At 71.7% G+C, this 25,055-nt stretch carries 17 protein-coding genes; 9 read left to right on the plus strand and 8 right to left on the minus strand.

Annotated elements, in window-relative coordinates:
• Nucleotides 1-3: 3 nt before the first annotated feature.
• Complete coding sequence (locus tag OG753_RS14285; RefSeq protein WP_405788650.1) at nucleotides 4-1,257, minus strand: NAD(P)/FAD-dependent oxidoreductase; 1,254 nt, start codon at nucleotides 1,255-1,257, stop codon at nucleotides 4-6.
• Nucleotides 1,258-1,831: 574 nt separating this feature from the next.
• Here OG753_RS14285 and OG753_RS14290 point away from each other — a divergent pair.
• The 5 genes from OG753_RS14290 to OG753_RS14310 all read left to right on the plus strand — a co-directional run bounded on the left by OG753_RS14290 (nucleotide 1,832) and on the right by OG753_RS14310 (nucleotide 6,685).
• Nucleotides 1,832-3,256, plus strand: a complete 1,425-nt coding sequence (locus OG753_RS14290) for a hypothetical protein (protein WP_405788651.1) — start codon at nucleotides 1,832-1,834, stop codon at nucleotides 3,254-3,256.
• Between the two features lie 104 nt (nucleotides 3,257-3,360).
• Nucleotides 3,361-4,257: a metal-dependent hydrolase gene (locus tag OG753_RS14295; protein ID WP_327262173.1), complete on the plus strand. Its 897-nt coding sequence runs from the start codon at nucleotides 3,361-3,363 to the stop codon at nucleotides 4,255-4,257.
• Nucleotides 4,254-5,300 carry a PDR/VanB family oxidoreductase gene (locus OG753_RS14300; protein ID WP_405788653.1) on the plus strand — a complete coding sequence of 349 codons (1,047 nt, stop codon included), beginning with the start codon at nucleotides 4,254-4,256 and terminating at the stop codon, nucleotides 5,298-5,300. Before OG753_RS14295 ends, OG753_RS14300 begins: the two co-directional genes overlap by 4 nt.
• Nucleotides 5,301-5,323: 23 nt before the next feature.
• On the plus strand, nucleotides 5,324-6,052 hold the full coding sequence (locus OG753_RS14305) for a TetR/AcrR family transcriptional regulator (protein WP_405788655.1): 729 nt from the start codon (nucleotides 5,324-5,326) through the stop codon (nucleotides 6,050-6,052).
• Nucleotides 6,053-6,148: 96 nt separating this feature from the next.
• Entirely contained in the window at nucleotides 6,149-6,685 is a 537-nt protein-coding gene (locus tag OG753_RS14310; RefSeq protein ID WP_327262176.1) for a GNAT family N-acetyltransferase, read from the plus strand.
• Here OG753_RS14310 and pulA read toward each other — a convergent pair.
• Both pulA and OG753_RS14320 read right to left on the minus strand, forming a co-directional pair.
• Complete coding sequence (pulA, locus tag OG753_RS14315) at nucleotides 6,672-12,017, minus strand: pullulanase-type alpha-1,6-glucosidase (protein WP_405788657.1); 5,346 nt, start codon at nucleotides 12,015-12,017, stop codon at nucleotides 6,672-6,674. The genes OG753_RS14310 and pulA overlap by 14 nt on opposite strands.
• Nucleotides 12,018-12,111: 94 nt before the next feature.
• Nucleotides 12,112-13,824, minus strand: a complete 1,713-nt coding sequence (locus OG753_RS14320; RefSeq protein ID WP_405788659.1) for a carbohydrate-binding module family 20 domain-containing protein — start codon at nucleotides 13,822-13,824, stop codon at nucleotides 12,112-12,114.
• Between the two features lie 320 nt (nucleotides 13,825-14,144).
• Here OG753_RS14320 and OG753_RS14325 point away from each other — a divergent pair, with 320 nt between their 5' ends.
• Nucleotides 14,145-14,405: a multicopper oxidase domain-containing protein gene (locus OG753_RS14325; RefSeq protein WP_405792666.1), complete on the plus strand. Its 261-nt coding sequence runs from the start codon at nucleotides 14,145-14,147 to the stop codon at nucleotides 14,403-14,405.
• A 371-nt stretch (nucleotides 14,406-14,776) separates the two neighbouring features.
• Here the strand turns inward: OG753_RS14325 and OG753_RS14330 are convergent, their stop codons facing one another.
• Genes OG753_RS14330 through OG753_RS14350 form a run of 5 tightly spaced genes read right to left on the minus strand, consistent with a single transcriptional unit; the run spans nucleotide 14,777 to nucleotide 20,688 of the window.
• Nucleotides 14,777-15,787, minus strand: a complete 1,011-nt coding sequence (locus OG753_RS14330) for a LacI family DNA-binding transcriptional regulator (RefSeq protein WP_327262180.1) — start codon at nucleotides 15,785-15,787, stop codon at nucleotides 14,777-14,779.
• Nucleotides 15,775-17,364, minus strand: coding sequence for a glycoside hydrolase family 13 protein (locus tag OG753_RS14335; RefSeq protein WP_327262181.1), 1,590 nt, complete (start codon nucleotides 17,362-17,364; stop codon nucleotides 15,775-15,777). Before OG753_RS14335 ends, OG753_RS14330 begins: the two co-directional genes overlap by 13 nt.
• A 51-nt stretch (nucleotides 17,365-17,415) precedes the next feature.
• A complete protein-coding gene (locus OG753_RS14340) occupies nucleotides 17,416-18,342 on the minus strand; it encodes a carbohydrate ABC transporter permease (RefSeq protein WP_327262182.1) in 927 nt (308 codons plus the stop codon).
• Nucleotides 18,343-18,344: 2 nt separating this feature from the next.
• A complete protein-coding gene (locus OG753_RS14345; protein ID WP_327262183.1) occupies nucleotides 18,345-19,406 on the minus strand; it encodes a sugar ABC transporter permease in 1,062 nt (353 codons plus the stop codon).
• 7 nt (nucleotides 19,407-19,413) lie between these two features.
• Entirely contained in the window at nucleotides 19,414-20,688 is a 1,275-nt protein-coding gene (locus OG753_RS14350) for an extracellular solute-binding protein (protein WP_327262184.1), read from the minus strand.
• Between the two features lie 222 nt (nucleotides 20,689-20,910).
• Here OG753_RS14350 and OG753_RS14355 point away from each other — a divergent pair, with 222 nt between their 5' ends.
• From OG753_RS14355 to OG753_RS14365, 3 genes are all read left to right on the plus strand, one after another.
• A complete protein-coding gene (locus tag OG753_RS14355; protein ID WP_327262185.1) occupies nucleotides 20,911-22,644 on the plus strand; it encodes a glycoside hydrolase family 13 protein in 1,734 nt (577 codons plus the stop codon).
• Nucleotides 22,645-22,670: 26 nt separating this feature from the next.
• A complete protein-coding gene (locus OG753_RS14360) occupies nucleotides 22,671-23,705 on the plus strand; it encodes a LacI family DNA-binding transcriptional regulator (protein ID WP_327262186.1) in 1,035 nt (344 codons plus the stop codon).
• A gap of 275 nt (nucleotides 23,706-23,980) precedes the next feature.
• The gene (locus OG753_RS14365) at nucleotides 23,981-24,988 is read left to right on the plus strand and encodes a DUF389 domain-containing protein (RefSeq protein ID WP_405788661.1); all 1,008 of its coding nucleotides are present in this window, start codon (nucleotides 23,981-23,983) and stop codon (nucleotides 24,986-24,988) included.
• The last annotated feature ends 67 nt before the right edge of the window (nucleotides 24,989-25,055 follow it).

Below are 25,055 nucleotides of genomic sequence, written 5' to 3' on the forward strand. Positions count from 1 at the left end.
CGTTCACGCCACGCCATTGCGCCGCAGGTCGTGCAGTACCTCGCGGGCGGCCCGCGCACCGGAGGCCAGCGCACCCTGGGTCGAACCGGTGGCCCGGTGGTCGCCGCACACGTAGCGGCCCGGCGCCACGCGCGTGGTACGGGTCAGCGGCTGCGGCGGAGCCATGACGGGCAGCGCGTCCTCGATGGTGCGGACGGTGACGAGGTCCCAGCCGTCCGTGCCCGTGCCGTACGCCTCCGCGAGGGCCGTTCGGAGCTCGTGCTCACGGCCCTGCCGGTCCCGGCCGGTGACCGACGTGGCGATGAGGGCGTGGCCGGGTGGGGCGTAGCCGGGCGCGACGTCGCTCAGGACACAGGTGTTGAGGAAGCGGCGGCGGGCATCCACGAGCAGGGTCGGCTCGCCGATGGGGGACCGCGGAGCGACGTGGTAGTACGTCGTCACCATTCGGTAGGCGGGCAGGGTCACCTCGGGAAGCAGTGCCGGGACGGCTCCCGGTCCGGTGGCGACCACGACGGCGAGCGCCGGGATCTCCCGTCCCTCGGTGGTGAGCACACCGTCGGCCGTGAGCTCGGCCACCGGGGCCTCGAGCTGCACGGCCCCCTCTGGCAGGCCGGTGGCGAGGGCCTGCGGGACCGCCCCGATGCCCTCGGCCGGCAGGCAGATGGTTCCGCGCAGCATGCTCCGCCAGACCATGTGGAACACCCGGGCTGAAGTCTCCAGTTCGTCCTCCAGGAAGACCCCCGCCACGAAGGGGCGGAAAAACCGCTCGACGAACGCTTCGGAGATCCCGGCGTCGGCGAACGCGGTGCGGGCGGTGGTGTCCGGCCGCCGTTTGAGCCGAGCAGGGGGCAGCAGCATGTCACGAGCAGACAGCAGGCCGAGGGCGGCCAGGTCGCGACGGCCGGCGAGGCGCCCCGAGAGCAGATCGGGCAGCGTGCGCGGGCGACGGGTGGGATCGTTGAAGCTGAGCCTGCCGGTCGGAGTGTGGACGAGGAAGCCTGGCGTGAAGGGCCGAAGGCGGAGCTTCTTCAGGTCGAACCTGCGCCGGACCTGGGGGTAGGCGGTGTTGAACACCTGGAACCCGCGGTCCACGAGGAAGCCGTCGACCCGGTCCGAGCGCATGCGTCCGCCGACCGCGTCGCCGGCCTCCATCACCCGTACGCGCATGCCGGCCGCCAGCAGGTCCCGGGCGCACGCCAACCCGGCGACTCCGGCACCGACGACCAGCACGTCCGCCGCGTCGAGGCCTGAGGACATACGACCACCTCTCTCACGTGTCGCTTCGATGCGGCCCGTGCCGCTCGTTCACTGTGTGCCGCGTACGACCCCGACACACAGGCGACACCGCCCGGAGGCTCGACGGCCGCCCGTCCGGGTGTGTCCCTGTGCGTGTGCGGGTACGGGACGGACGGCCGTCGCCGACTTCCTGCGCGCCTCCGGCACGGGCAACCGACCAGCGTCGCACACCCCCGTCGGCCGCGTCGGGATGGACGGTGGTGCCGGCCGCCGAGGTGGTGCCTGCGGCATCGACCGCAGCGTCCACGAGCGCCACAACGTCGTCGAACGGTGCTTCAACCGCCACTCGGGAGCCCCGACAACGCAGGCAGGCGCGGTGCCGGGCAGCGGGGGCCGGGGGCACCTTTCAGCGGTAGCTGGGGGAACAAGATCCGGAAGAGACGGCCCAGGGGTGGGTGAAGCTTCAACAGTGGGGCAACGCAGGGCAGTTGGCGGGATCCGGACATGACGGTCGCAGGGGACACATGGCATGATCGGGTTCCGGTTACCAAGCGGTAACCGCCAACACCCCTCCCCCACCTGAAGGTCACCCCACGTGCGCACGCTCGCCCGACGCCTCCTCATACCCGGCCTGACCGCCCTCGCGCTCACCGCCACCGGCTGCTCCTCCTCCCCCCACACCGGCGCCGCCGGGTCCACCTCCCCCGCCACCCGCACGCCCGCGGCCGACGGCACGTCGCAGCAGCTCGACGTGGCCGCGGCGCCCGAGGGGTCGCCCACCCCGGCGGCCGTGGCACGCGCCGACGGCAAGGGCCGGACCGAGAAGTCCACTCTGAAGGTCGCCTCCTACGACAAGGCCAGCGGCCGGGCCGTCATCGCCAAGGCCGCGCAGGAGCCCGGCCGTTCGCCCTCCCCGGGCAAGTCCCCCGACAAGTCGCCCGGAAAGTCGCCCGAGGCGGACAAGCCCGTCGCCGTGGGCGACGTCATCGCCAGCGCACCGGCGCCCGGCGCCCCCGCCGGTCTGCTCGCCAAGGTCACCGAGGTCGTCGGCAAGACCGACAAGGGCACCGAGGTCAAGACCGCCCCCACCACGCTGGCTTCCGTCCTGGGCGACGACAAGGCCGACGGCAAGGTCCCCGTCGATCCGGCGGCGGTCACCGTCGAGCCCCTGATGAAGGGCGTCACCTTCTCCTGGGCCAAGGGTCAGGGCCTGACGTTCGGCCCCGAGGGCGCGAAGCTGCCGCTCGGCAACCTGCGGCTCGACGTGAACGCCGCCGTCGACACCGCCCCGGGTGCCCCCGCCTCGGCCGGCGCCTCGGTGTCCGGGTTCGTCCAGCTCGCCCCGCAGGTCGAGTTCGCGTACGACGGCGGCCCGGGCGGGACCCCCGGGCCGCGCGGCGCCTTCCTCGGCATGAGCGGCGACTGGTCCTCGCAGTGGAAGCTCCAGGGCCGCGCCGCCGCCAGTACGGGAGCGCCCAAGCGGATCCCCTTCGCCAAGCTGCACAGCTCCCCGGTCATCCAGGTCGGCCCGGTGCCGGTCGTCGTCAACCTCGACCTGACCTGCTACATCCAGGTGGAGGCCGACGGCAGCGTGACCCTCGAGGTCCAGCAGGACGTCAAGGGCGACTTCAAGGTCGGCGGCAGCTACGCCGCGGGCAAGGGCTGGACCCCGGTGAGCACCTCCAACGTGCAGAGCACGCCCGTGCGGGCGAGCGTCACCGCCGCCGGGCGGGTCAAGGGCGCGCTCGGCGCCGAGGCCTCCGTCGGCCTCTACGGGGCCGTCGGCGTGACCGCTGACTTCGCCCCGTACCTGCGCGGCGAGGCCGACCTCAAGGCGGCCGCGTCCAGTGACGGCAAGACCTCCGTCGAGGGTGCCTGGGCGCTCTACGGCGGCTTCGACCTGAGCGGGAACCTCCAGCTCCAGCTGTCCCTGTTCGGCACGCCCCTCTTCGAGCGCCGCATCCCCCTGGGCACGCTCAACCGCGAGTGGGCGCTCTCGACCGGCCACACCGGCCGGTAAGGGCCAACGGCCGGCCCACGACGGGCCCACGGCCGACACCGGCCGGGAGGAGAAGTCCGCGCAAGGGGCTTCTCCTCCCACTTACCCATCAGTACATTGACGCCATGTCTAATACGCCGCTCGCGCCCGCCCCCGTGGCGTCGGAACACGTGGACCTGAGGCCCCGGAACGTGTCCTTCGGCTGGGAGGACACCCCGCTCCACTGGCTCCCCGGCGACCCCTTCGCCGGGCACATGATCAATGTGCTGCACCTGCTCCTCCCTGCCGGAGAGCGCTGGTTCGTGCACGTCTACAAGCAGGTGCTCCCCCACATCAAGGACGAGCGGCTGCGGGCGGACGTCGTCGGCTTCATCGGCCAGGAGGCGATGCACGCCACCGCGCACGACGACGTGCTCCCCCACCTCAAGCGGCTCGGGCTCGACCCGACCCCCTACACCGCCCAGGTGGACTGGCTGTTCGAGAAGCTGCTCGGCGACCGGACCCTGCCGCCGGGCCGGGCCCGCCACTGGTGGCTGATGGAACGGGTCGCGATGATCGCGGCGATCGAGCACTACACCGCCTTCCTGGGCGACTGGGTGCTCAACGCCGACGCGCTCGACCGGCGCGGCGCCGACCCGACCATGCTGGACCTGCTGCGCTGGCACGGCGCGGAGGAGGTCGAGCACCGCTCGGTGGCCTTCGACCTCTTCATGCACGTGGACGGCAACTACCGCCGCCGGGCGCGGACCTGGGCGACCGCCTTCTCGGCCCTGGTCTTCCTGTGGCAGCGCGGGGTCCGCTTCTTCATGGAGAACGACCCGCACCTGGCCGACGGCAAGGCCTCCCTCGGGCAGTTCTTCCTGGCCGGGCAGCAGGGCGTGCTCCCGTCGACGGGAGCGATGCTGAAGTCCATCCCGAAGTACCTCTCCCGTACCTACCACCCCTCGCAGGAGGGCTCGACGGCCCAGGCGGTGGCCTACCTCGCCGCCTCCCCCGGCGCGAACGGCGGGGTGCGGGCATGAGGCGCGCGCTCGCCGTCACGGCCGTCGCGGGAGCGGCCTGGGTGACCAGGCGCGCCCTGCGGCGCCGCATCGAACGGTCCCCGCTCTGGCCCCTGCCGGCCCTGGAGACCCCGGTCTCGGGCCACTCTCCGCGCCGTGCGCTGCGCGCCCTGATCGTCTCCCGTACGGAGCCGGCCCGCGGCGTGCTGCAGCTGACCCTGGAATCACCGGACCTCCCGGCGTGGTCCCCGGGCGCGCACGTGGACGTCACCCTGCCCTCCGGCCTGGTCCGCCAGTACTCGCTGTGCGGGGACCCGGCGGACGGCGGCCGGTACACGATCGCGATCCGGCTGATCGAGGACGGCCGGGGCGGCTCCCGCGAGGCGCACGCGCAGCTGGTCGAGGGCGCCGAGCTGGAGCTGCGCCCGCCGCGCAACCGCTTCGAGCTGGTTCCGGCGGCCTCGTACGTCTTCGTCGCGGGCGGCATCGGGATCACCCCGATCCTGCCGATGCTGCGGGCCGCGACGGCGGCCGGTGCCGACTGGACCCTCCTCTACGGGGGCCGCTCGCGCGCCTCGATGCCCTTCCTGGCCGACCTCGCGTCCTACGGGGAGCGGGTGTCGGTCCTCGCCGAGGACGAGTCGGGCCTGCCCGACCTGGCCGCGGTCGCCGGGGCGGGGCCGGGCACGCCGGTCTACTGCTGCGGTCCGGAGCCGCTGATGCGGGCCGTGACGGAGGCGGCCCCGGATCCGGCGGCGGTGCACCTGGAGCGCTTCTCCCCGGCGGCGGAGCCCGGTCCGGGGAGGGCGTTCACGGTCGAACTGCGCCGCTCGGGACGGGTCGTCGAGGTGGCGGCGGACGAGAGCGCGCTGGCCGCGGTGCGCCGGGAGCTGCCGGACACCCCGTACTCCTGCGAGCAGGGATTCTGCGGTACCTGCCAACACCGGGTGCTGGCGGGCGGAGTGGACCACCGGGACGAACTGCTCACGGACCAGGAGCGCGAGGACTCGATGCTGCTGTGCGTCTCGCGCGCGAAGGAGGACCGCCTCGTCCTGGACCTGTGAACGCGCCCCAGTAGGGTGTCCGCATGACAACCGGAGTGCGACGCAGGATGGGTGTCGAGGAGCGGCGGCAGCAGCTGATCGGGGTTGCCCTGGAGCTGTTCAGCCACCGCTCGCCCGACGATGTGTCGATCGACGAGATCGCGGCGGCCGCGGGGATATCCCGGCCGCTCGTCTACCACTACTTCCCGGGCAAGCTGAGCCTGTACGAGGCCGCGCTGCGGCGGGCGGCCGACGAGCTGGCGCTGCGGTTCGTGGAGCCGCGGGAGGGGCCGCTCGGGGCCCGGCTGCTGCGTGTGATGGGGCGGTTCTTCGACTTCGTCGACGACCACGGGCCGGGCTTCTCGGCGCTGATGCGCGGCGGTCCGGCCGTCGGCAGCAGCCGGACGAACGCGATGATCGACGAGGTCCGGCAGGCGGCGTACGAGCAGATCCTCACGCATCTGGGCATCGGGGCCGAGCACACGCCGGCCCGCCTGGAACTCGTGGTGCGGTCCTGGGTGTCGCTCGCCGAGTCCACGGCGCTGATCTGGCTGGACGGGCGCCGGATCCCGCGGGCCGAGCTGGAGTTGCAGCTGGTGCACGACTTCGCGGCGCTGGCCGCCGTGAGCGCCGCGTACAACGCGGAGATGGCGGGGGTCCTCGTACGGATCCTGGCCGACGAGCCCGCCGACGGGCCCTTCGGGGAGCTGGTGGGGCGGCTGGCCGGTCTGGTGCCGGGCGAGGCGCCGGCCGAGGTGCCGCAGCCGCGCTGATCCGCGGCGATCACAGGTGATCAGGGGATGATCTGCGGGCGATCCGGGGGTGATCCGGGGGTGTGGCGGCCGCCCATGATCATCGATAATGCCCGCGTGATCATTGACGACGAGATCCTGTTCCGGCCGGCCCAGGAGAAGGACGCCGGCACGCTGGTGCAGCTGTACGACCAGGCCGCCCGGTGGATGCGCAAGCACGGGATCGATCAGTGGAAGCCCGGCGACAAGGACGCCGCGCACTTCCGGTCGAAGATGCGCGAGGGCGAGGTGTGGCTCGCCGGCGACGCCGACGGGCGCGTCTGCGGGGCCTACGAGTTGTGGTGGTCCGACGAGGAGGCCTGGGGGGTCCAGCCGCCCGTGGCCGGCTACGTGCACCGGCTGATGGTGGCCCGCGAGGTGGCCCCCGCCGGTGCCGGGCGGCGCCTGCTCGAACATGCGGAGCGGCGTACCGCCCGGACCGGTCGGGAACGGGCACGGCTGGACTGCGTCTCCACCAACCCCCGGCTGCTCGCGTACTACCGGGGTGCGGGCTACCGGGTGGTCGGGGAGCTCCCCGACAAGCAGGGGAAGGACGGCAGGACCTACGGGGTGATCCTGCTGGAGAAGCGGCTGGACCGGCTCAGCGCCGTGTGAAGACCGAGACGGTGCGGGCGGGGACGGTGAACTCTCCTGTCTTCGCGTCGTACGCGGACTGCTTGACGGTGGCGTCGGAGCCCGCCGCCTGGACCGGGTGCAGCCGGTAGGCGGTGCCGGCGAGGGCGGGAACGCGCTGGGCCGAGGCGGTGGGGGCCGCGTTGAAGACGACCACCAGGTCGCCCAGGGTCATGGTGATCACGCCGGGGGTCTCGTCCTTGCCCGAGAGGGGGAAGGCCAGCCGGGACTGGACCGCCTCGGTCGTGGTGAGGGCGAAGTCCGGTTCGGTGGTGCGGATCCTCAGCAGGTCGCGGTAGGCGGCCGAGGTGGCGTTGATCTCGGTGCAGGTGGGCGCGGGTCCCGTCAGGAGCGGCTTCGCGTGGAGCCACTTCGAGGCGTTGTCGGCGGCCGGGGGCAGGCCGCGGCCGAAGCCGTTGCCGTCCCGGCAGTCCCAGTGGATGGCGTTGAACCAGTCGCCGCTGTCGTAGGAGTTGCGGTCCAGGGACTTGGAGCGGAGCAGGTCGGTGCCCGCCTGGGAGAGGGCCGGGCCCTGCGAGAGGGCGGCCGTCGCCATCGCCAGGACCTGCATGCGGGCCTGGTCGCGAGGGGTGGTGCCGGTCGCGAGCTTGTAGGTCAGGGCGTCGGCGAGGCTCTCGTTGTCGTGGGCGTCGGCGTAGGCGAGGGCGTCGCCGGGTGCGGCCGCGTAGCCGGCCGGGGCGCCGTTGTAGTCCAGCTCGGAGCCCTTGATGCGGCGGCCGGTGGTGTCGGTGAAGGCGTACGAGGCGAGGTTGCCGGAGAGCCCGACCTTGATCAGGTCCTGGGAGTGCAGGAGGCGGGCCTTCTGCTGCTCGGCGGTGCCGTTCGCGGGCGAGGTGTTCGGGCTGGTGAACAGGCCCGACGCGAAGCCCTGTACGCGCGGGTCCTCGTCGAAGGGGCCACCGCCGCGGACGGCGTCGCGGGCCCGGTCGGAGAAGGTGGCGATGCCGGTGCCGGCCATGTTCTTCTGCGTGGCCTGTACGAAGCGGGCGTCGTCGGCGATCTCGCCGAAGTTCCAGCCCTCCCCGTAGAGGACGATCTTCTTCCCGTCGACCCCGTCCTTGGCCGGGGTCAGGGCGTCGAGGGCCTGGCGGACGGCCAGGATGTTGGCCTTCGGGTGGTGGCCCATCAGGTCGAAGCGGAAGCCGTCGACCTTGTACTCCTTCGCCCAGGTGACGATCGAGTCCACGACCAGGCGCCCCATCATGGCGTTCTCTGGGGCGGTGTTGGCGCAGCAGGTGGAGGTGGCGACGCTGCCGTCGGCCAGCAGGCGCTGGTAGTAGCCGGGGACGATGCGGTCCAGGACGGACTTGTCCGACTGGCCGGCGGCGACGGTGTGGTTGTAGACGACGTCCATCACCGTGCGCAGCCCGGACCCGTTGAGGGACTGGACCATCCTGCGGAACTCGACGGTGCGGGCCGTGCCGTTCGGGTCACTGGCGTAGCTGCCCTCGGGGACGGTGTAGTGCAGCGGGTCGTAGCCCCAGTTGTAGGCGTCCTTCGCGGCCGCGGCGGCCACGCACGCCTGCTGTTCCTGCGAGTCCGGGGCGTACACCTTCAGGTCGCACGCGGGCTCGGTGCGGTCGGCGGCCTTCTCGGGGATGGTGCCGATGTCGAAGGCCGGGAGGAGGTGGACGTACGAGGTTCCGGCGGCGGCCAGGTCCCGCAGGTGCCGCGTGCCCGCCGAGGCGGTGTCGGTGAAGGCCAGGTACTGGCCGGGGTGGGTGCTGGTGCGGTCCGCGACGGAGAAGTCGCGGATGTGCAGCTCCTGGATCTGCGCGGAGGTGAAGGGGACGGCCGCGGGCTTGCGCAGGGTCTTCCAGCCGGGCGGGGCGAGCTTCGGGTCGGCCAGGTCGACGACCAGGCTGTGGACGGAATCGGCGGTCAGGGCGGTGGAGTAGGGGTCGGTGACGAGGTTCCGGACCACCTGGCGGGTGGTCGGGGCCCAGACGGTGACGTCGAAGCGGTACGGCTTGCCGGTCCAGGAGCGTTCGCCGCGCACCGACCAGACGCCGGTGGCGTCGTCGCGGCGCATGGCGACGGTGCGGCCGTCGAGTTCGAGGGAGACCTGCTGGGCGGTGGGGGCCCAGACGGAGAGGGTGGGGCGGCCGTCCTTGAAGACGGGGCCGAGGGAGGCGGTGGTCGCGTACAGGTCGTCGAGGACGCCGGCGAGCTGTACGCCGGTGGCGGCCAGGACGGCCCCGCCCGCGGCGCGGGCGCTCGCGACGAGCTGGCCGCGCAGGGCCTCGCGGACGCGGTCGCGGTCGCGCGGGTCGACCGTGTACGCGCCGTAGGCGGCGAGGTGCGGGAACTTCTGCTTCTGGGCGGCGGTGAGCTCGGTCCGGGCGCCCAGGCGCAGCCACTGGGCGCGGCCGGTCAGGGTGCCGTTCTCCGCCTTGACGGCGCCTTCGCGCGAGGCGAGGAGCTGTACGGAGGCGGCTGTCGCGGGTGCGTTCCAGGCGAGGGTGTCGCGGTCGATCCAGACGGCCTGGGACTTGGTGAGGTCCAGGGCGGCGGCGGAGCCGGCGGGCTGCGGGAGGAGGTACTTCTCCTGGCCGCCGAGCATCCAGACCTCGTGGCCGGTGGCCTTGAGGTCGAGGGACTGGTCGGAGGGGAGGTCCTTCTCGTCGCCCTTGTGGAGGATGTAGCTGAGGCCGGTGGCGCCGGCCGCGAGCGGGACCTCGTAGACCGCGCCGTAGGAGTCGGTGCGGGTGGGGAGGACGGGCTTGGACCAGTCGGTGGGGTTCGCGGCGCCGGTCCAGACGTGCAGGCCCCAGCCGTCGTAGGCGCCGTCGGGGCGCTGGTAGTGCAGGACGGCCTTGTTCTGGTCCTGCGGCGGGTAGGAGGGCCGGTCGGTGCGGGCGGGCTCCTTGCCCTGCTCCAGCCAGATCTCGCCGGTCTTCGTCACGTCGACGGTGCGGTCGGCGGCGACGTCCTTGTTGCCGTCCTTGTCGATGACGAGGTAGCCGACGGAGGAGGCACCGGGCTTGAGCTTGACGTACGCGAAGGCGCCGTAGGCGTCGCGGCCGGTGAAGTCGTGGCCGGCGGGCCAGGGGGTGGCTTCGCCGTCGGCGATGTCGCCCCAGGCGTAGAGCCGCCAGTTCGTGTAGTCGCCGTCGGGGCGGTTGTAGTGAACGACCGCGTAGTCCCGCTGGGTGGCGGTGGGTACCTCGGTGGGCGGGGCCTGGCCGGCGGCGGACTCGGCGAGGGCGCTCGCGGTGCGGCCTGCGGCGTCGATGACGACGGCCTTGTAGCGCAGGGCGGTGCCGGCCGGGGCGGTGACGTGCTGGGTGACCTTGTAGGGGGCGTGGTCGGCGGAGCCGAGGACCTGCCACTTGTCGGTGCCGGTCTGGGCGGCGAAGACGACCCGGTTCTGGCCGCCACCGGTGACGTCGGCGGAGAGCTCGACGGTGCCGGTGGCGCCGGGGGCGGGGGCCTTGAGGGTGAGGCCGGGCTTGACGGCCGGCTTGGCGGCGGGCGTCACCGCCTGGAGGACCACGGAGCCGAGGGCCGGCACGGGGACGGTGAGCTTGCCGGCGGCGGAGGCGCGGATGAGCGCGGTGCCGCCGTGGAGGGTGCGGTACTGGGCGCCGGCCGGGGCGTCGATCTCGATGGTGCGGGACTCGGCGCCGTTGTTGGCGGCGACGAGGTATTCGGTGCGGGTCTTGGTGTCGGTGCGGGCGAAGGCGTAGACGGAACCGTCGGAGAAACGTTCACTCTGAACGCCGTCGCGCAGGGCGGGGTGCGCCTTCGTCAGCTTCGCGAGAGCACTGATCTGCTTGTAGAGCGGGTGTCCCGGATCGTAGGCATCGCTCCCATGCGTGCGCACCGTTCCGAGCTGGTCGTCATCGAGGTAGTCGGCGACCTGCGTGGCGAACAGCGGCTGCCGGGCGTCCTTGTCACCGCCCGCGCCCGTGAAGCCCTGCTCGTCACCGGAGTAGATCACCGGGTTGCCCCGGGAGAAGAACATCAGCTCGTTGGCCAGCCGGTAGCGGTCCAGCAGCTCCTGCTCCGTGGCACCCGGCCGGTCCTGCTTCAGGAAGGCGGCGAAGCGGCCCATGTCGTGGTTGCCGAGGAAGGTCACCTGCTCGTAGGCGTTGGCCTTGCCGGAGGTGTACCGGTAGTCGTCACCGAGTACGGAGGCCAGCCGGCCGGCGGGCGCGCCCTGGGAGGCGTACGCCCGGATCGCGTCCTGGAGCGGGAAGTCGAGGGTGGCGTCGAGCTTCCCGCGCGTCACGTACGGGGAGGTGACGGCGGTGTCCGCGGAGTAGACCTCGCCGAACATGAAGAAGTCGTCGCGGCCGCGCTTGGCGGCGTAGGTGTCGAGGGCCGTCGCCCACTGCGTCCAGAACCCGGTGTCGACGTGCTTGACCGTGTCGATCCGGAAGCCGTCGATGTCGAAGTCGCGGACCCACTTCTCGTAGATCTTCTCCATCCCGTCGACCACCTCGGGACGCTCGGTCCACAGGTCGTCGAGACCGAAGAAGTCGCCCTGGTCGGAGGACTCACCGGCGAAGGTGGAGTCCCCGCGGTTGTGGTACATCGTCGGGTCGTTCAGCCAGCCCGGCACCTTGAGGTTCTTCTTCGCGTCCGGCACGAAGGGAGTCCTCGGGAAGGACTCGCCGTCCACCTTCGGGAACTTCCCCTTCCCGCCCGCGTAGTCGGCGTCGTCGAACGGCACGCCGTCCTTCGTCAGATAGGGGAACGCCCCCTTCGACAGGTAGGAGTAGGAGGCCTCCCGGTAGTCCACGACATCGGCGGTGTGGTTGGTGATGACGTCGAAGAAGACCTTCATCCCCTTCCCGTGCGCCTTGTCGATCAGCCGCTCCAGGTCCGCGTTGGTGCCGAAGTGCGGGTCGACCTGGGTGAAGTCGGTGATCCAGTAGCCGTGGTAGCCGGCGGAGACATCGGCCCCCTTGCCCTGCACCGGCTGGTTCTTGAAGATCGGCGCCAGCCAGATGGCCGTGGTGCCGAGCCCCTTGATGTAGTCGAGCCGGTCGGTGAGCCCCTTGAGGTCGCCGCCCTGGTAGAAGCCCTTGTCCGTGGGGTCCAGGCCGGTCTCCAGGCGCGAGCCGGTCAGGCCGCCCCGGTCGTTGCGCGGGTCACCGTTCGCGAACCGGTCCGGGAGTACGAAGTAGAACTGCTCCCTGGTCAGGTCGTGCCGGGCCGGTTCGGCGGCCAGTTTCGCGTCCGAGGGCGGGGAGGGCGGCCCGGCCGGGGCGGCCGCGGCGGGGAGGGCGGGCAGGAGCGTCACGGCCAGGGCGGCGGCGAGCACTCCTGCGGCAGGGCGTATCAAGGCAGGTCTCCTTGTGTACGTGTCGCATGGATGAGGGCCGCCCGGCACGGCGGGGATGAAGGTGCCGGACGGCCCTGGTCGGTGGAGCGGCGGCTCAGCTGCGCCAGGTGTCGGTCAGCGTGACCCTGCCGCTCGCGGGGACGGTGGCGGTGCGGTTGGCGCCGCTCTCCCAGGTGACGTTTCCGACGGCGTCCTTGCGGACGTACTTGTACGAGAACGCGGTCCCGGCCGGAAGGCTCACGTCGAGCTTCCAGACGGGGTAGGCCGCCGGGTCGAGCTTGAGGGCGCTCCCGGTGTTCCAGCCGCCGAGCTCGGCGCGGTCACCGGTGACGTAGATGTTCTGCCCGGGAACGGTGGTCGCGCTCACACCGAAGGAGGCTCCGGCGGGCCCCGCCGGGGTGCCCGGGCAGGTGCGGGCACCGGCGTGCAGGGCGAGGGCCGTCCCGGCGCCGAGGGTGGCGGTGAACTGCCCGCCGGCGTTCACGGTGACGGTCCGCCCGCTCTGCACGTCGCAGTAGTCGCCGCCCGGCAGCGAGGTCTGGAAGGTCCGGGTCAGGGCGGAACCCTCGTGGTTGATCGCCACGTACGCCTTGGTGCCGCGCCCGAAGGCGATCCGGTCGCCGCCGTTGTCCCACCAGTTCGTGACGGACTGCCCGCGGGCGGCGTTGCGGAAGCCGACCATGGAGGAGATCTCCCGCCAGGCGTGCTGGCACTTCCAGCCGTCGGAGTAACAGGCGTTCACCGTGCCGCCGTTCGGCGGGCCTGCGTCCTTGTCGCTCCACTCGTAGCCGGAGTGCACGTCGGGCGAGCCGTAGGGCCAGGCCAGCGCGAAGACGCTGGCCAGCGTGTAGGCGGACCCGTCCTTGTAGCTGAGGGTGTCGCCACCGCGCTCGGTGTCGTGGTTGTCGACGAAGACCCCGGCCTGTCCGCCGGGCATGTAGCCCCAGGCCTCGCCGAAGTTCTTCAGGTGGGCGAGGTTTTCGCTCTGGAAGACGCGCTTGAGGTCGCGGGCGTACCGGAACTCCTGCACGTCCCCGTTCCCCAGGTACTCGCTCGGCGAGACGGCCTCGCCCGCCCCGTATATCGCCTCCTGCTTCCAGTACACGCCGGGGTTGGTCAGCCGGGACTTGATGTTGGCGAGGTCGCCGGCGGGCATGTGCTTGGCGGCGTCGATCCGGAAGCCGTCCACGCCCAGCGACAGCAGGTCGTTCAGGTAGCCGGCGATGCGCCCGCGCACGTAGTCCTCACCGGTGTCCAGGTCGGCGAGCTGCACGAGTTCGCAGTTCTGGACGTTGCCCCGGTCCTGGTAGTTCGTGATCGAGGCGCGGCAGTCGTCCATGTCGGCGCCCGAATAGATCCCCGGGTACCCGTACTTCGTGTACGAAGATCCCCCGGTCCCGGTGTGGGTGGCGCCCGCGTCCGCGGGGCCGGCCATGTGGTTGACGACGGAGTCGACGACGACCTTCACACCGGCGGCGTGACAGGTGTCAACCATCGCCTTGAAGGCGGCCCGGTCACCCAGCCGTCCGGCGATCTTGTAGCTGACGGGCTGGTACGAGGTCCACCACTGGCCGCCCTGCACGTGCTCCTGCGGCGGCGAGACCTGCACGTACCCGTACCCTGCGGGCCCGAGCGAATCGGTACAGGCCCTGGCGACGGAGTCGAAGCGCCACTCGAACAGCACGGCGGTGACGTCCTTCTCACCGGGGGGCGTGGCGACGGCCTGCGGCCCGACGGCGGTGAGCGTGGCGGCGGCGAGTGCGGTGGTGGCGAAAAATGTTGCAGCTCTGGCGGCTCTGGCAGGCATGCGGGGGGCCTCCTGGCGGAAGACGTGGGGATTGGAGCGACCGTAGGGGCCAGGTAGGAGCCCTGCAAGAGTTTGCGCAAGAGATTGCAGAATTGTTTCCGAGGCGTGTCCTGCCGGGCGGGGGCCCCGACTCCGGGTGCTGCACGGCGAGTTCGGCCTCCTGCCCCGTCCTCGCGGCCGCCCGGAGGGAGGGCGGACCGCCGTCGGCCCGACACCCCGGGGGGCGGAAACGGCCCGCACCGCACGCTCCACCGGGCGGGTCGGTTTACAGGAATTCGGACGGGCGGTAATCATTCGATGCCAAGGCGGGCGCGAAGGAGATCTGGGAGTACGTCAATCCCCACCACGACGCGCACCCCATGCACGTCCACCTCGTCAACTTCCAGGTGCTGAACCGGCAGCCGATCGACGCGGCCGCCTATCAGGCGGATTCCGAACAGCGGAACCGAGCTCCCGGCGACGTACGTCCACCACTGCCACCTCCTCGAGCACGAGGACGACGACCTGATGCGCCCGTTCACGATCGTCGACCCCGACGCCCCGCTCCCGGTCGAGCAGGACGGCGGCCACCGCGGGGGTAACGGCGGCGGAGGCCATGGCCGATGAGGTCGCGGCCGCTGCCGCATCGACCGCGCGCTGATGATCGGACAGCCCGCCCAGGGGGCCACGTGGGCGGGTCATCACAGCGTCGGCTCGGCATCGCACCGGGGGCGGCGTCCGCCGCCGGGTTCGGGACGGCCGCAACGGCCCTGGGCGCCGTCGTGCTGGTGGCCTCGCTGTGCTCGGGGGCCGGAATGGACGACGTGGACCACTCCGGGACCTGGACCGCCCGCGAGGGCGGCCCCGCCCTCACCCTGAGCAGCAGCTCCCCCGGGCAGAGAGAGGAGCGGAAATGGCGGAGCGGGGCCGGGCGGGGCCGCTCGCGCACCCCGGTCCGGCCCCGCCCGGAAAACTACGGCACCTGTCCCGTCGAGCCCCGTACCACCAGTTCCGGCTGGAAGACGTACTCCGTGCGCTGGACCGGGGTGCCCGACACCGCCTCCAGAAGGGCGCCCACCGCCGCCGTCGCCATCGCCCGCACCGGCTGGCGGACCGTCGTCAGCGGCGGGTCCGTGAACGCGATCAGCGGTGAGTCGTCGAAGCCGACCACCGACACGTCCTGCGGCACCCGCAGCCCCCGCTCGCGCGCCGCGCGGATGACGCCGAGCGCCATCGGGTCGCTGCCGCACACGATGCCCGTGCAGCCGCGGTCCAGCAGGGCCATGCCCGCCGCGTGTCCGCCCTCCACCGTGAAGAGGGTGCGCTGGATCAGCCCGTCCGCCTCCGCCGACGGCAGGGCGGTGAGGAAGCCCTGCTCCTTGCGGGCCGACGGCACGTACCGCGTCGGTCCGATCGCGAGGCCGATCCTGTGGTGCCCGAGGTCCTGGAGGTGCCGTACGGCCATGTCGGCGGCCGCACGGTCGTCCGGGGAGATGAACGGGGCGTTCACCTGCTCGTTGAAGCCGTTGATCAGAACGAACGGCACCCCGCGCGCCGCCAGTCGCTGGTAGCGCGCGGGGTCCGCGTGGGCGTCGGCGTGCAGGCCCGACAGGAAGACGATCCCGGTGACCCCGCGTTCCTCCAGCTGCTCCACCAGCTCGTCCTCGGTGGCCCCGCCGGGGGTCTGCGTGCAGAGCACCGGCGTGTACCCGTGCCCGGCCAGCGCCTGCTCTATGACCTGCGCGAACGCCGGGAAGATCGGGTTGGTGAGCTCCGGGATGAGCAGCCCCACCAGCCCGTTGCTGCGCCGCTTGAGCCGTACGGGCCTCTCGTAGCCCAGCAGGTCGAGCGCGGCCAGCACCTTGTGACGGGTGCCGGCCGCGACGCCCGGTTTGCCGTTCAGCACGCGGCTGACGGTCGCCTCGCTGACCTCGGCCTGCGCGGCGATGTCCGTCAGCCTCAGCGGGGAAGTCACCCCTGCCACCACACCGTGCAGTCCGCCGGAAGGACATCGGGCTCGGCGAGGTCACCGCTCGCGAGCAGGACCGTGCCCTGCGCGGGCAGCCGCACCGGCTCGTCCGTGGTGTTCACGGTGCAGACGAAGTCCCCGCGCCGGAAGGCCAGCACGCCGGCCGGGGCGGGAAGCCACTCGACGCCGTCGCCCGCGCCCAGCGCCGGGTGCGCGCGCCGCACCTGCAGGGCGGAGCGGTACAGCTCGAGCGTGGACTCCGGGTCTCCGGTCTGCGCCTCGACGCTGAGCCCGGCCCATTCCGCGGGCTGCGGGAGCCAGCTGCCGCCCGTGCCGAAGCCGTACGGGGCCTGGTCGCCGCTCCACGGGATCGGTACGCGGCAGCCGTCGCGGAGCCCGTCCTGGCCGTTCGCCTTGAAGAAGGAGGGGTCCTGGCGCACCTCGTCCGGGAGGTCCACCACCTCCGGCAGCCCGAGCTCCTCGCCCTGGTAGACGTACGCCGACCCGGGCAGGGCCAGCATCAGCAGGGCGGCGGCGCGCGCCTTCTCCAGGGTGCCGAAGCGGGTGCGGTGGCGGACCACGTCGTGGTTGGACAGCACCCAGGTGGTGGGGGCGCCGACGGGCCGCATCGAGTCGAGCGACTCGTCGATGGTGGCGCGCAGGGCCTCGGCGTCCCAGCCGGTGTTCAGGTAGTGGAAGTTGAAGGCCTGGTGCAGCTCGTCGGGGCGCAGGTACATGGCGGTGCGGTCGGCGCTGGGGGTCCAGGCCTCGGCGACGCCGATGCGGTCGCCCGCGTACTCGTCGAGGACCAGGCGCCAGGAGCGGTAGATCTCGTGGACGCCGTCCTGGTCGAAGAAGGGCAGGACCTGGTTGCCGAGCAGCTTGAGCTGTTCGTCGCGGCCGAGGTCGGGCAGGCCCGGGGCCTTGACCAGGCCGTGGGCCACGTCGATGCGGAAGCCGTCGGCGCCGAGGTCGAGCCAGAACCGCAGGATGGAGCGGAACTCGTCCTGGACGGCGGGGTGTTCCCAGTTGAAGTCGGGCTGCTCGGGGGCGAAGAGGTGCAGGTACCACTCGCCGTCCGCGACGCGGGTCCACGCGGGACCGCCGAAGATCGACTCCCAGTCGTTGGGCGGGAGCTCACCGTTCTCGCCCTGTCCGGGGCGGAAGTGGAAGCGCTCGCGCAGCGGGGTGCCGGGGCCTTCGCGCAGGGCCTGCTTGAACCATTCGTGCTGGTCGGAGCAGTGGTTCGGGACGAGGTCGACGATGATGCGCAGGCCCAGTTCGTGGGCTTCGCGGATCACGGCGTCGGCATCGTGCAGGGTGCCGAACATCGGGTCGATGGCCCGGTAGTCGGCGACGTCGTAGCCGGCGTCGGCCTGCGGGGAGGCGTAGAAGGGGCTGAGCCAGACGGCGTCGACGCCCAGCTCCTTGAGGTAGGGCAGTCGGCTGCGGATGCCTTCGAGGTCCCCCATGCCGTCCCCGTTGGAGTCGGCGAAGCTGCGCGGATAGACCTGGTAGATCACCGCTTCTCTCCACCAGCCGGGCTGCGTGCCGGTGGAGGTGGGGAGCGCGTCGGCGAGGTGCTGGGTCATGGTGTCCTTGGAGAGATCGGGCCGGGGGTGAGAGGGGGCAGGCTCGGGTGGTCAGCCCTTGGTGGCGCCTGCCGTCATCCCGGCGACGAGGTGACGCTGGGCGAAGACGAAGAAGATCGCCGCGGGGATGGCGATGAGGACCGAGGCGGCGCTCATGGCTCCCCAGTTGGAGGTGTACTGCGTGACGAAGGTCTGCAGGCCGCCGGCCAGGGTGAGGTTCTCCTCGCCGACCATGAAGGCGGAGGCGTACGCGACCTCGCCCCAGGCGGTGATGAAGGCGTAGAAGCCGGTGACGGCGAGGCCGGGCTTGGCGAGCGGCAGGATGAGGCGCCAGAAGGTGCCGAAGGGGTTGAGCCCGTCGACACGGCCGGATTCGTCGATCTCCACCGGGATGGTGTCGAAGAAGCCCTTCATCATCCAGGCGCAGAACGGCACGGCGATGGTGAGGTAGGTGATGATCAGGCCGAGGGGCTGGTTGAGCAGGCCGAGATCGCCCATGAGGTTGTAGAGCGGGACGATGAGGATCGCCATGGGGAACATCTGCGTGATGAGCAGGGTCCACATGAGCGGCCGCATGCCGGGGAACTTGAACCGGCTGACCGCGTATCCGGTGGTGGCGGCGATGAAGACACCGAGGACGGTGGTGACGCCGGCGACCAGGACGGAGTTGGCGAACCAGCTGAGGAAGTGACTCTGTTCCAGCAGGTACGTGTAGTTGCCGAGGGTCGGTTCCTTGACGAAGTCGGTGGTGATCGCGTGCTTGGCCGGCTTGAGCGAGGTCAGCAGGATCCACAGCACCGGGAAGACTGCGATCACGGATGCCACGACGAGGGTGGCGTGCAGGGCGACGGAGGCGAGCGGGGAACGGCTGCCCCGGGGGCGCCCGGCCGGCGCGGCCGCGGTCGCCCCGGGGGCGGCGGCCTTGGGGGCGGTCGCCTCGGGGGCGGTGGCCGTACGGGCGGTGTTCGCAGTGGACATGGTCACCACACCTCTCCCTGCTTGCGCAGCGAGCGCCGGTAGACCAGCGCGAAGATCATGAGCAGCGCGAGGATCAGTACGCCCCACGTCGCGGAGCCGGCGAAGTCGCGCGGGCTCGACACGAACGCCTCGCGGAAGGCCTGGGTCACCAGGATCTCCGTGGAGTCGCCCGGTCCGCCCCGGGTGAGCAGGAAGATCACCGGGAACATGTTGAAGGTCCAGATGGTGGAGAGCAGGATCACCGTCATGCTCACCGCGCGCAGTCCGGGCAGGGTGATGTGCCGGAAGCGCTGCCAGGCGCTGGCACCGTCCATCTCGGCGGCTTCGTAGAGCTCGCCGGGGATCGACTGCAGGCCGCCGAGGAGGGCGACCATCATGAAGGGGACGCCGAGCCAGACGTTGACGGCGACGACCGAGAACTTGGCCCAGGTCGGGTCGTCGAGCCACGGGATCGCGGCGATGCCGCCACCGTCGAGGATCTTGTTGAGGATGCCGTTGTCGCGGTTGAAGAGGAACCGCCAGGCGAAGACGGAGACGAAGCCGGGGACGGCCCAGGGCAGGATGAGCGCCATCCGGTAGGCGGCGCGGCCCCGGAACTCCCGGTTGAGCATGTTGGCCAGGGCCAGGCCGAGCGTGAAGGTGATGGACACGCACGCGACGGTCCACACCACCGTCCACACCAGCCGCTGCAGGAACACCGGGTCGCTGAGCACGTCCACGTAGTTGTCGAGTCCGATGAACTCGTACGTGGCCTCGATGTGCCGGACGCCGATGGTCCGCGAGACGTTGCGCTCATTGGCGTCGGTCAGCGACAGGTAGATGCCCCGGACCAGCGGCCAGCCGATGATCACGCCGAGGACGAGCACCACCGGGGCGACCATGGCCCAGGCGTACCAGTGCGTGCCGAGGGCGCGCCGGAGACCGGACGCGCCTTTTGCACCGCGGCTGCCGCCGCGGTTACCGCTGTCGCTGTCAGTCCTGCGGCTCCGGCCGCGGGCGGCGACGTCGTTCTCGACGTCGTCGCCCGCGGCCTTCGCCACCGACTGGCTGGTGTGAGCAGCCATGGTTTCGTTACTTCCAGCCCTTGAGGATCTTGCGGAACTCGACGCCGGCCGCCTTGGCCGCGTCCTCCGGGCTCGAGGCCCCGGTGATCGCCTTGGTGTATTCGACCTTCAGCGGCTCGAAGAGGGAGCCGTTCTCCGGGATCCAGGCGCGCTCGACGGCCTTGTCGACGGCCGGCTTGAAGAACTGGACCATCTCGCTGCTCTTGACGTCCGGCTGGTCGTAGGCGGCGGTACGGGTCGGGAGCAGGCTGAGCTCCTTGGCCGACTGCACCTGGACCTCCTGCGAGGTCATGTACTCGACGAAGGCGTGCGCCGCGGCGGTGTTCTTGGAACCGGCGTAGACGGCGAGGTCGTGGCCGCCCTGCGGGGCGCCCGCCTTGACGGAACCGGCCGGGACCGCGGCGATGCCGAGGTTGGCCTTGTCCTTGAACTGGTCACCGGCGAAGCTGTCGGCGACGGCCCACGGACCGTTGATCATCATGGCGGCCTCGCCGGACTTGAAGGCCGTCTGCATGTTGGTCCAGCCGTCGGTGGCGTTGGTGATCGCCGCGCCGGAGGTGACCAGGTCACGAGCGGTCTTGAAGGCCTTGACGCCCGCCTCGTTGTCGACGGTGACCGTCTTGTTCTTGGCGTCGACCAGGTCGCCGCCCTCACCGTAGATGAGGGGGAGGAACCAGTACGAGTCGTCGCCGCGGAGGTAGAGGCCGGCCTTGCCGGTCTTGCTCTTGATGGCGGCGGCGGCGGTCTTCACCTCTTCCAGCGTCTTGGGGGGCTGGACGCCGGCGTCGGCGAGCATCTTCTTGTTGTAGAAGAGGCCGAGGGTGTCGATGACCTGCGGGACGGCGTAGGTCTTGCCCTCGTACTTGCCGCTGGCCGCGGCCTGCGAGAGGAACTCGGCGTCGATCTTCTTCGCCGTCTCGGCCGGGACCTCGTCGAGGTAGCCCAGCGAGGCGAAGTCCGCGACCCAGCCGACGTCGGCGCGGATCACGTCAGGTGCCTCGGAGCCGCTGCTGAAGGCGTTCTTGACCTTGTTCTGCGCGTCGCCGTACGGGACGTTGACGTACTTGACGGTCACCTTCGGGTGCTTCGCGGTGAACGCCTCGGCGAGCTTCTGGAAGCTCGCCTTCTCGGCGTCGTTCGAGGTGTCCCACCACGTGACCGTGCCGGAAAGCTCGCCGCCAGCCTTGGACCCGCCGGCTGCGTCCTTGTCGTCCCCACCGCAAGCCGTTGCCGCGAGCGCCAGGGTCGCGACCAGCGCGGTGGCCGCTATGCCACGCCGCATATGAACTCCTTCGATGATCCCGGCCGCGCCCTCGCGGTCCCGAGTTGCCGAGAACGTAACAAGACTGAAAGAGGACCGAAAGGCCTTGCGGCAATTTTCTGCAAGCGACGCCGATCGTTACATCCGTGTGTCCGGACGGTTGCCGTGCCTTGCTGTTAGTTCGAGTCACCTTCGACCGTCCGGGCCCGCAACCAGGGGGCGTGTAACCGCGTTGACCCCGATATGACCCATGACGCGACGGCCGTCGAGCTTGCAAGATCTTCCAGCAACGTGACCGCGACCGGTGGCGGCTGGTGGCGCGATGCCGTCATTTATCAGGTGTACGTACGCTCCTTCGCCGACAGCGACGGGGACGGCATCGGCGACCTGCGCGGGGTCCGCTCCCGTCTCCCCCACCTCGCCCGCCTCGGGGTGGACGCCGTGTGGCTCACCCCCTTCTACGTCTCCCCGCAGGCGGACGGCGGCTACGACGTCGCCGACTACCGGGCCGTCGACCCCCTCTTCGGTGACCTCTCCGACGCCGACGAGCTCGTCCGGGCCGCGCACGCCCTGGGCCTGCGGGTCATCGTGGACGTGGTCCCGAACCACACCTCCGAGCAGCACCCGTGGTTCCGGGCCGCGCTCGCCGGCGATCCGGGGGCCCGTGAGCGCTACCACTTCCGGCCGGGCCGGGGCGCCGCCGGGGAGCTTCCGCCCAACGACTGGGAGTCGATCTTCGGCGGCCCCGCCTGGACCCGGGTCGCGGCGCCGGCAGGCGATGGGGGCACCTCCCGGCCGGAGGCCGGGGGAGACTGGTACCTGCACCTCTTCGCCCCCGAGCAGCCCGACCTCGACTGGAGCCGTCCCGAGGTCTCCGCGGAATTCGCCTCCGTCCTGCGGTTCTGGCTCGACCTCGGCATCGACGGCTTCCGCATCGACGTCGCCCACGGCATGGTCAAGGCCCCCGGCCTCCCGGACATCGGCCGCGGCGCCCAGGCCACCCTCATCGGCACCGAGCCGCTCCCCTTCTTCGACCAGGACGGGGTCCACGAGATCCACCGCTCCTGGCGCCGCCTCCTCGACTCCTACGGGGGCGGGCGCATCGGGGTGGCCGAGGCCTGGGCGCCGACCTCCGAGCGGCTCGCCCTGTACGTGCGCCCCGACGAGCTCCACCAGGCCTTCAACTTCCGCTTCCTCAATTGCCCGTGGGACCCCGCCGCGATGCGCACCGTCATCGACGAGTCCCTGGCCGCCACCACCGCCGTCGGCGCCCCGACCACCTGGGTGCTGTCCAATCACGACGTCGTACGCCATGTGACCCGCTACGGCGGCGGGGCCCGCGGCCTGGCCCGGGCCCGGGCCGCCGCCCTGCTGATGCTGGCCCTGCCCGGGTCCGCGTACATCTACCAGGGCGAGGAGCTGGGCCTGCCGGAGGTGGTGGACCTCCCGGACGGGGCACGCCAGGATCCCGCCTTCCTGCGCACCGCCGGACAGGACGGACTGCGCGACGGGTGCCGGGTACCGCTCCCCTGGTCCGGTGCGGAGCCCCCGTACGGCTTCGGGCCGACGGGCAGCTGGCTCCCGCAGCCCGCCGGCTGGGGCGACCTCAGCGTCGCCGCCCAGACCGGCGACCCGCACTCCACCCTGGAGCTCTACCGCGCCGCACTGGAACTGCGCCGGGTGATGCCGGGCCTGGGCGCGCCCGAGGCCGGGAGCGGGCCCGGAGCGGAGAGCGGGCCCGGAGCGGGGGCCGGCCCGGAGGACGAAGCCGCGTACCCCTGCGGGATGCGCTGGCAGTCCGCCCCCGAGGGCGTGCTCCTCTTCACCCGCCCCGGCTTCGCCTGCACCCTCAACAGCCGCTCCGTCCCGGTCGAACTTCCGGCGCCCGGACGTCCCGTACTTTCCAGCGCCCCGGTGGAGACGGACGGCCGGACCGTCCGGCTTCCCCCGGATTCGTGCACCTGGTGGTCATCGTGAACGTCCGACCGGTACAGTCCAATCCCGTGACCGCACGGCTAGCCGACATCGCAGCCCAGGCGGGGGTCAGCGAAGCCACAGTCAGCCGCGTGCTCAACGGCAAGCCCGGTGTGGCCGCAGGCACCCGTGAATCCGTGCTGGCCGCCCTCGACGTACTCGGCTACGAGCGGCCCGTGAAGCTGCGCCAGCGCAGTGCGGGGCTCGTCGGTCTGATAACTCCGGAACTGGACAACCCCATCTTCCCGGCACTCGCCCAGGTCATCGGCCAGGCCCTGACCCGGCAGGGGTACACGCCGGTGCTGGCCACGCAGACGCCCGGCGGGTCCACGGAGGACGAGCTGACCGAGATGCTGGTCGACCGCGGGGTCTCCGGGATCATCTTCGTCTCCGGCCTGCACGCCGACACCACGGCCGACATGGGCCGTTACGACCAGCTCCGCGGGCAGGGCGTTCCCTACGTCCTCATCAACGGGTTCTCCGACAAGGTGCAGGCCCCCTTCGTCTCCCCCGACGACCGGGCCGCGATGGTCCTCGCCGTCACCCACCTCACCGCGCTCGGGCACACCCGCATCGGGCTCGCGGTCGGGCCGAAGCGGTTCGTGCCGGTCCTCCGCAAGATCGAGGGCTTCCGGCTCGGGATGAAGGAGCGGCTCGGGCTCGGCGAGGCCGAGGTCGAGGAGCTCATCCAGCACTCCCTCTACTCGCTGGAGGGCGGCCAGGCCGCCGCGGCCGCACTGATCTCGCGGGGCTGCACGGCGGTGGTGTGTGCGAGCGACATGATGGCGCTCGGTGCGATCCGGGCGGCCCGGCAGCTGGGGCTGAAGGTGCCGCAGGACGTGTCGGTGGTCGGCTTCGACGACTCCCCGCTCATAGCGTTCACCGATCCGCCGCTCACCACCATCCGGCAGCCCGTGCTGGCGATGGGGCAGGCCGCCGTCCGGACCCTGCTGGAGGAGATCGGCGGTACGCCGGCCCCGCACAGCGAGTTCGTCTTCCTGCCCGAACTGGTGGTGCGCGGCTCCACGGCCTCGGGCCCCGGCCAGCGCCGCAGGGACAGCTAGGCCGTCTCTTTCGGATCTTGCCGGGCCCGCGTTGCCCGGCACCGCACCTCGCTGTGTTGTCGGGGCTCCCGAGTACGTCCAGTACGCGGGGAGCTCCTCCGCCTTGCGATGCACGGCACCGGGCAACGCGGGCTCGGCCGACAAGATCCGAAAGAGACGGCCTAGCCGTCCAGGGACAGCCGGGCGGTCCGGGCGCGGCAGGAACGGCCTGGCGGCCCGTGCCGACGGACGTGTCCCTGCGGGGGCGGACCGGTCCCGGTCCCGATACTGGGCAGATGCCCATGCCCGGCCGTGTCCGCGACAGGATCCTGCCCGACCATCAGCGCCGCTCCCTGGAGGACCTCCAGCAGGATCTCGATCTGTCGTCGGGGGACCACCGGGCGAAGCAGTCGGCCTTCTGGACCATGCTCACGCTGTCCTCCGTGATCGCCGCGTGCGGGATCCTGACGGACTCCACCGCCACCGTCATCGGCGCGATGATCATCGCGCCGCTGTCCACGCCGATCATGGGGATCGCCCTCGGCGCCGTGCAGCGCCGCCGCTCCACGGCCGCCGCCTTCGTGGCGCTCGGCGGGCTGCTGGTCCTCGCCATCGGCGCGGTGGCCTCCCTGGTGGTGCCCGGCTCGTACGACCTGCTGACGGACAGCCAGATCTCCAGCCGGACCTCCCCCGGGCTGCTCGACCTGGTCGGCGCGCTGGCCACGGGTTTCGCCGGCGCGGTGGCGCTGTCCCGCAAGGACGTCGCCGCGGTCCTGCCGGGGGTGGCGATCGCGATCTCCCTGGTGCCGCCGCTCGTGGTCACGGGCGTGTGCGCCGGCCAGCAGGCGTGGTGGCTCGCGCTGGGTGCGCTGGTGCTGTTCCTGTCCAACCTGCTGTCGATGGTCTTCGCGGGCATGGTGGTCTTCGCCGCCCTCGGGTTCAGCCGCGACGGCGGACCCGGCGGTCGGCGGGCTCCCCGGCGCGCCTACGTGATGCTTGGGCTGCTGTTCGCCGCGGTCGTGCTGCCCCTGGCCGCCAACACGGTGGCCACCGTCCTGCTGGACGCGTGGACGGCGCGCACCAGGAGCGCCGCGCAGAAGTGGCTCTCGGACAGCCCCGGCGCGGCCGTCACCAGTGTCGACGCCCAGTCCAGAACCCTGTACGTCCACGTGCGCAGCCCCGGCGCCCTCCCTCCGATCGCAGATCTGCTCGATGACCTCGAAGGGCAGGTTCCGGACGGCGTGCCCATCGTCGTCGATGCCACGCGGGGCCAGCAGATCATCGCCGGGAAGGTGGGAGACTGACGCCGCCGGGTCGAGGTGTCGTACTCAAGGGGGACCGGAGGCGCCGAAGACCGTCCCGAGGGATGAT

It is taken from the genome of Streptomyces sp. NBC_00029, from assembly GCF_045160505.1.
In the GTDB taxonomy this organism is placed as follows: Bacteria; Actinomycetota; Actinomycetes; order Streptomycetales; family Streptomycetaceae; genus Streptomyces.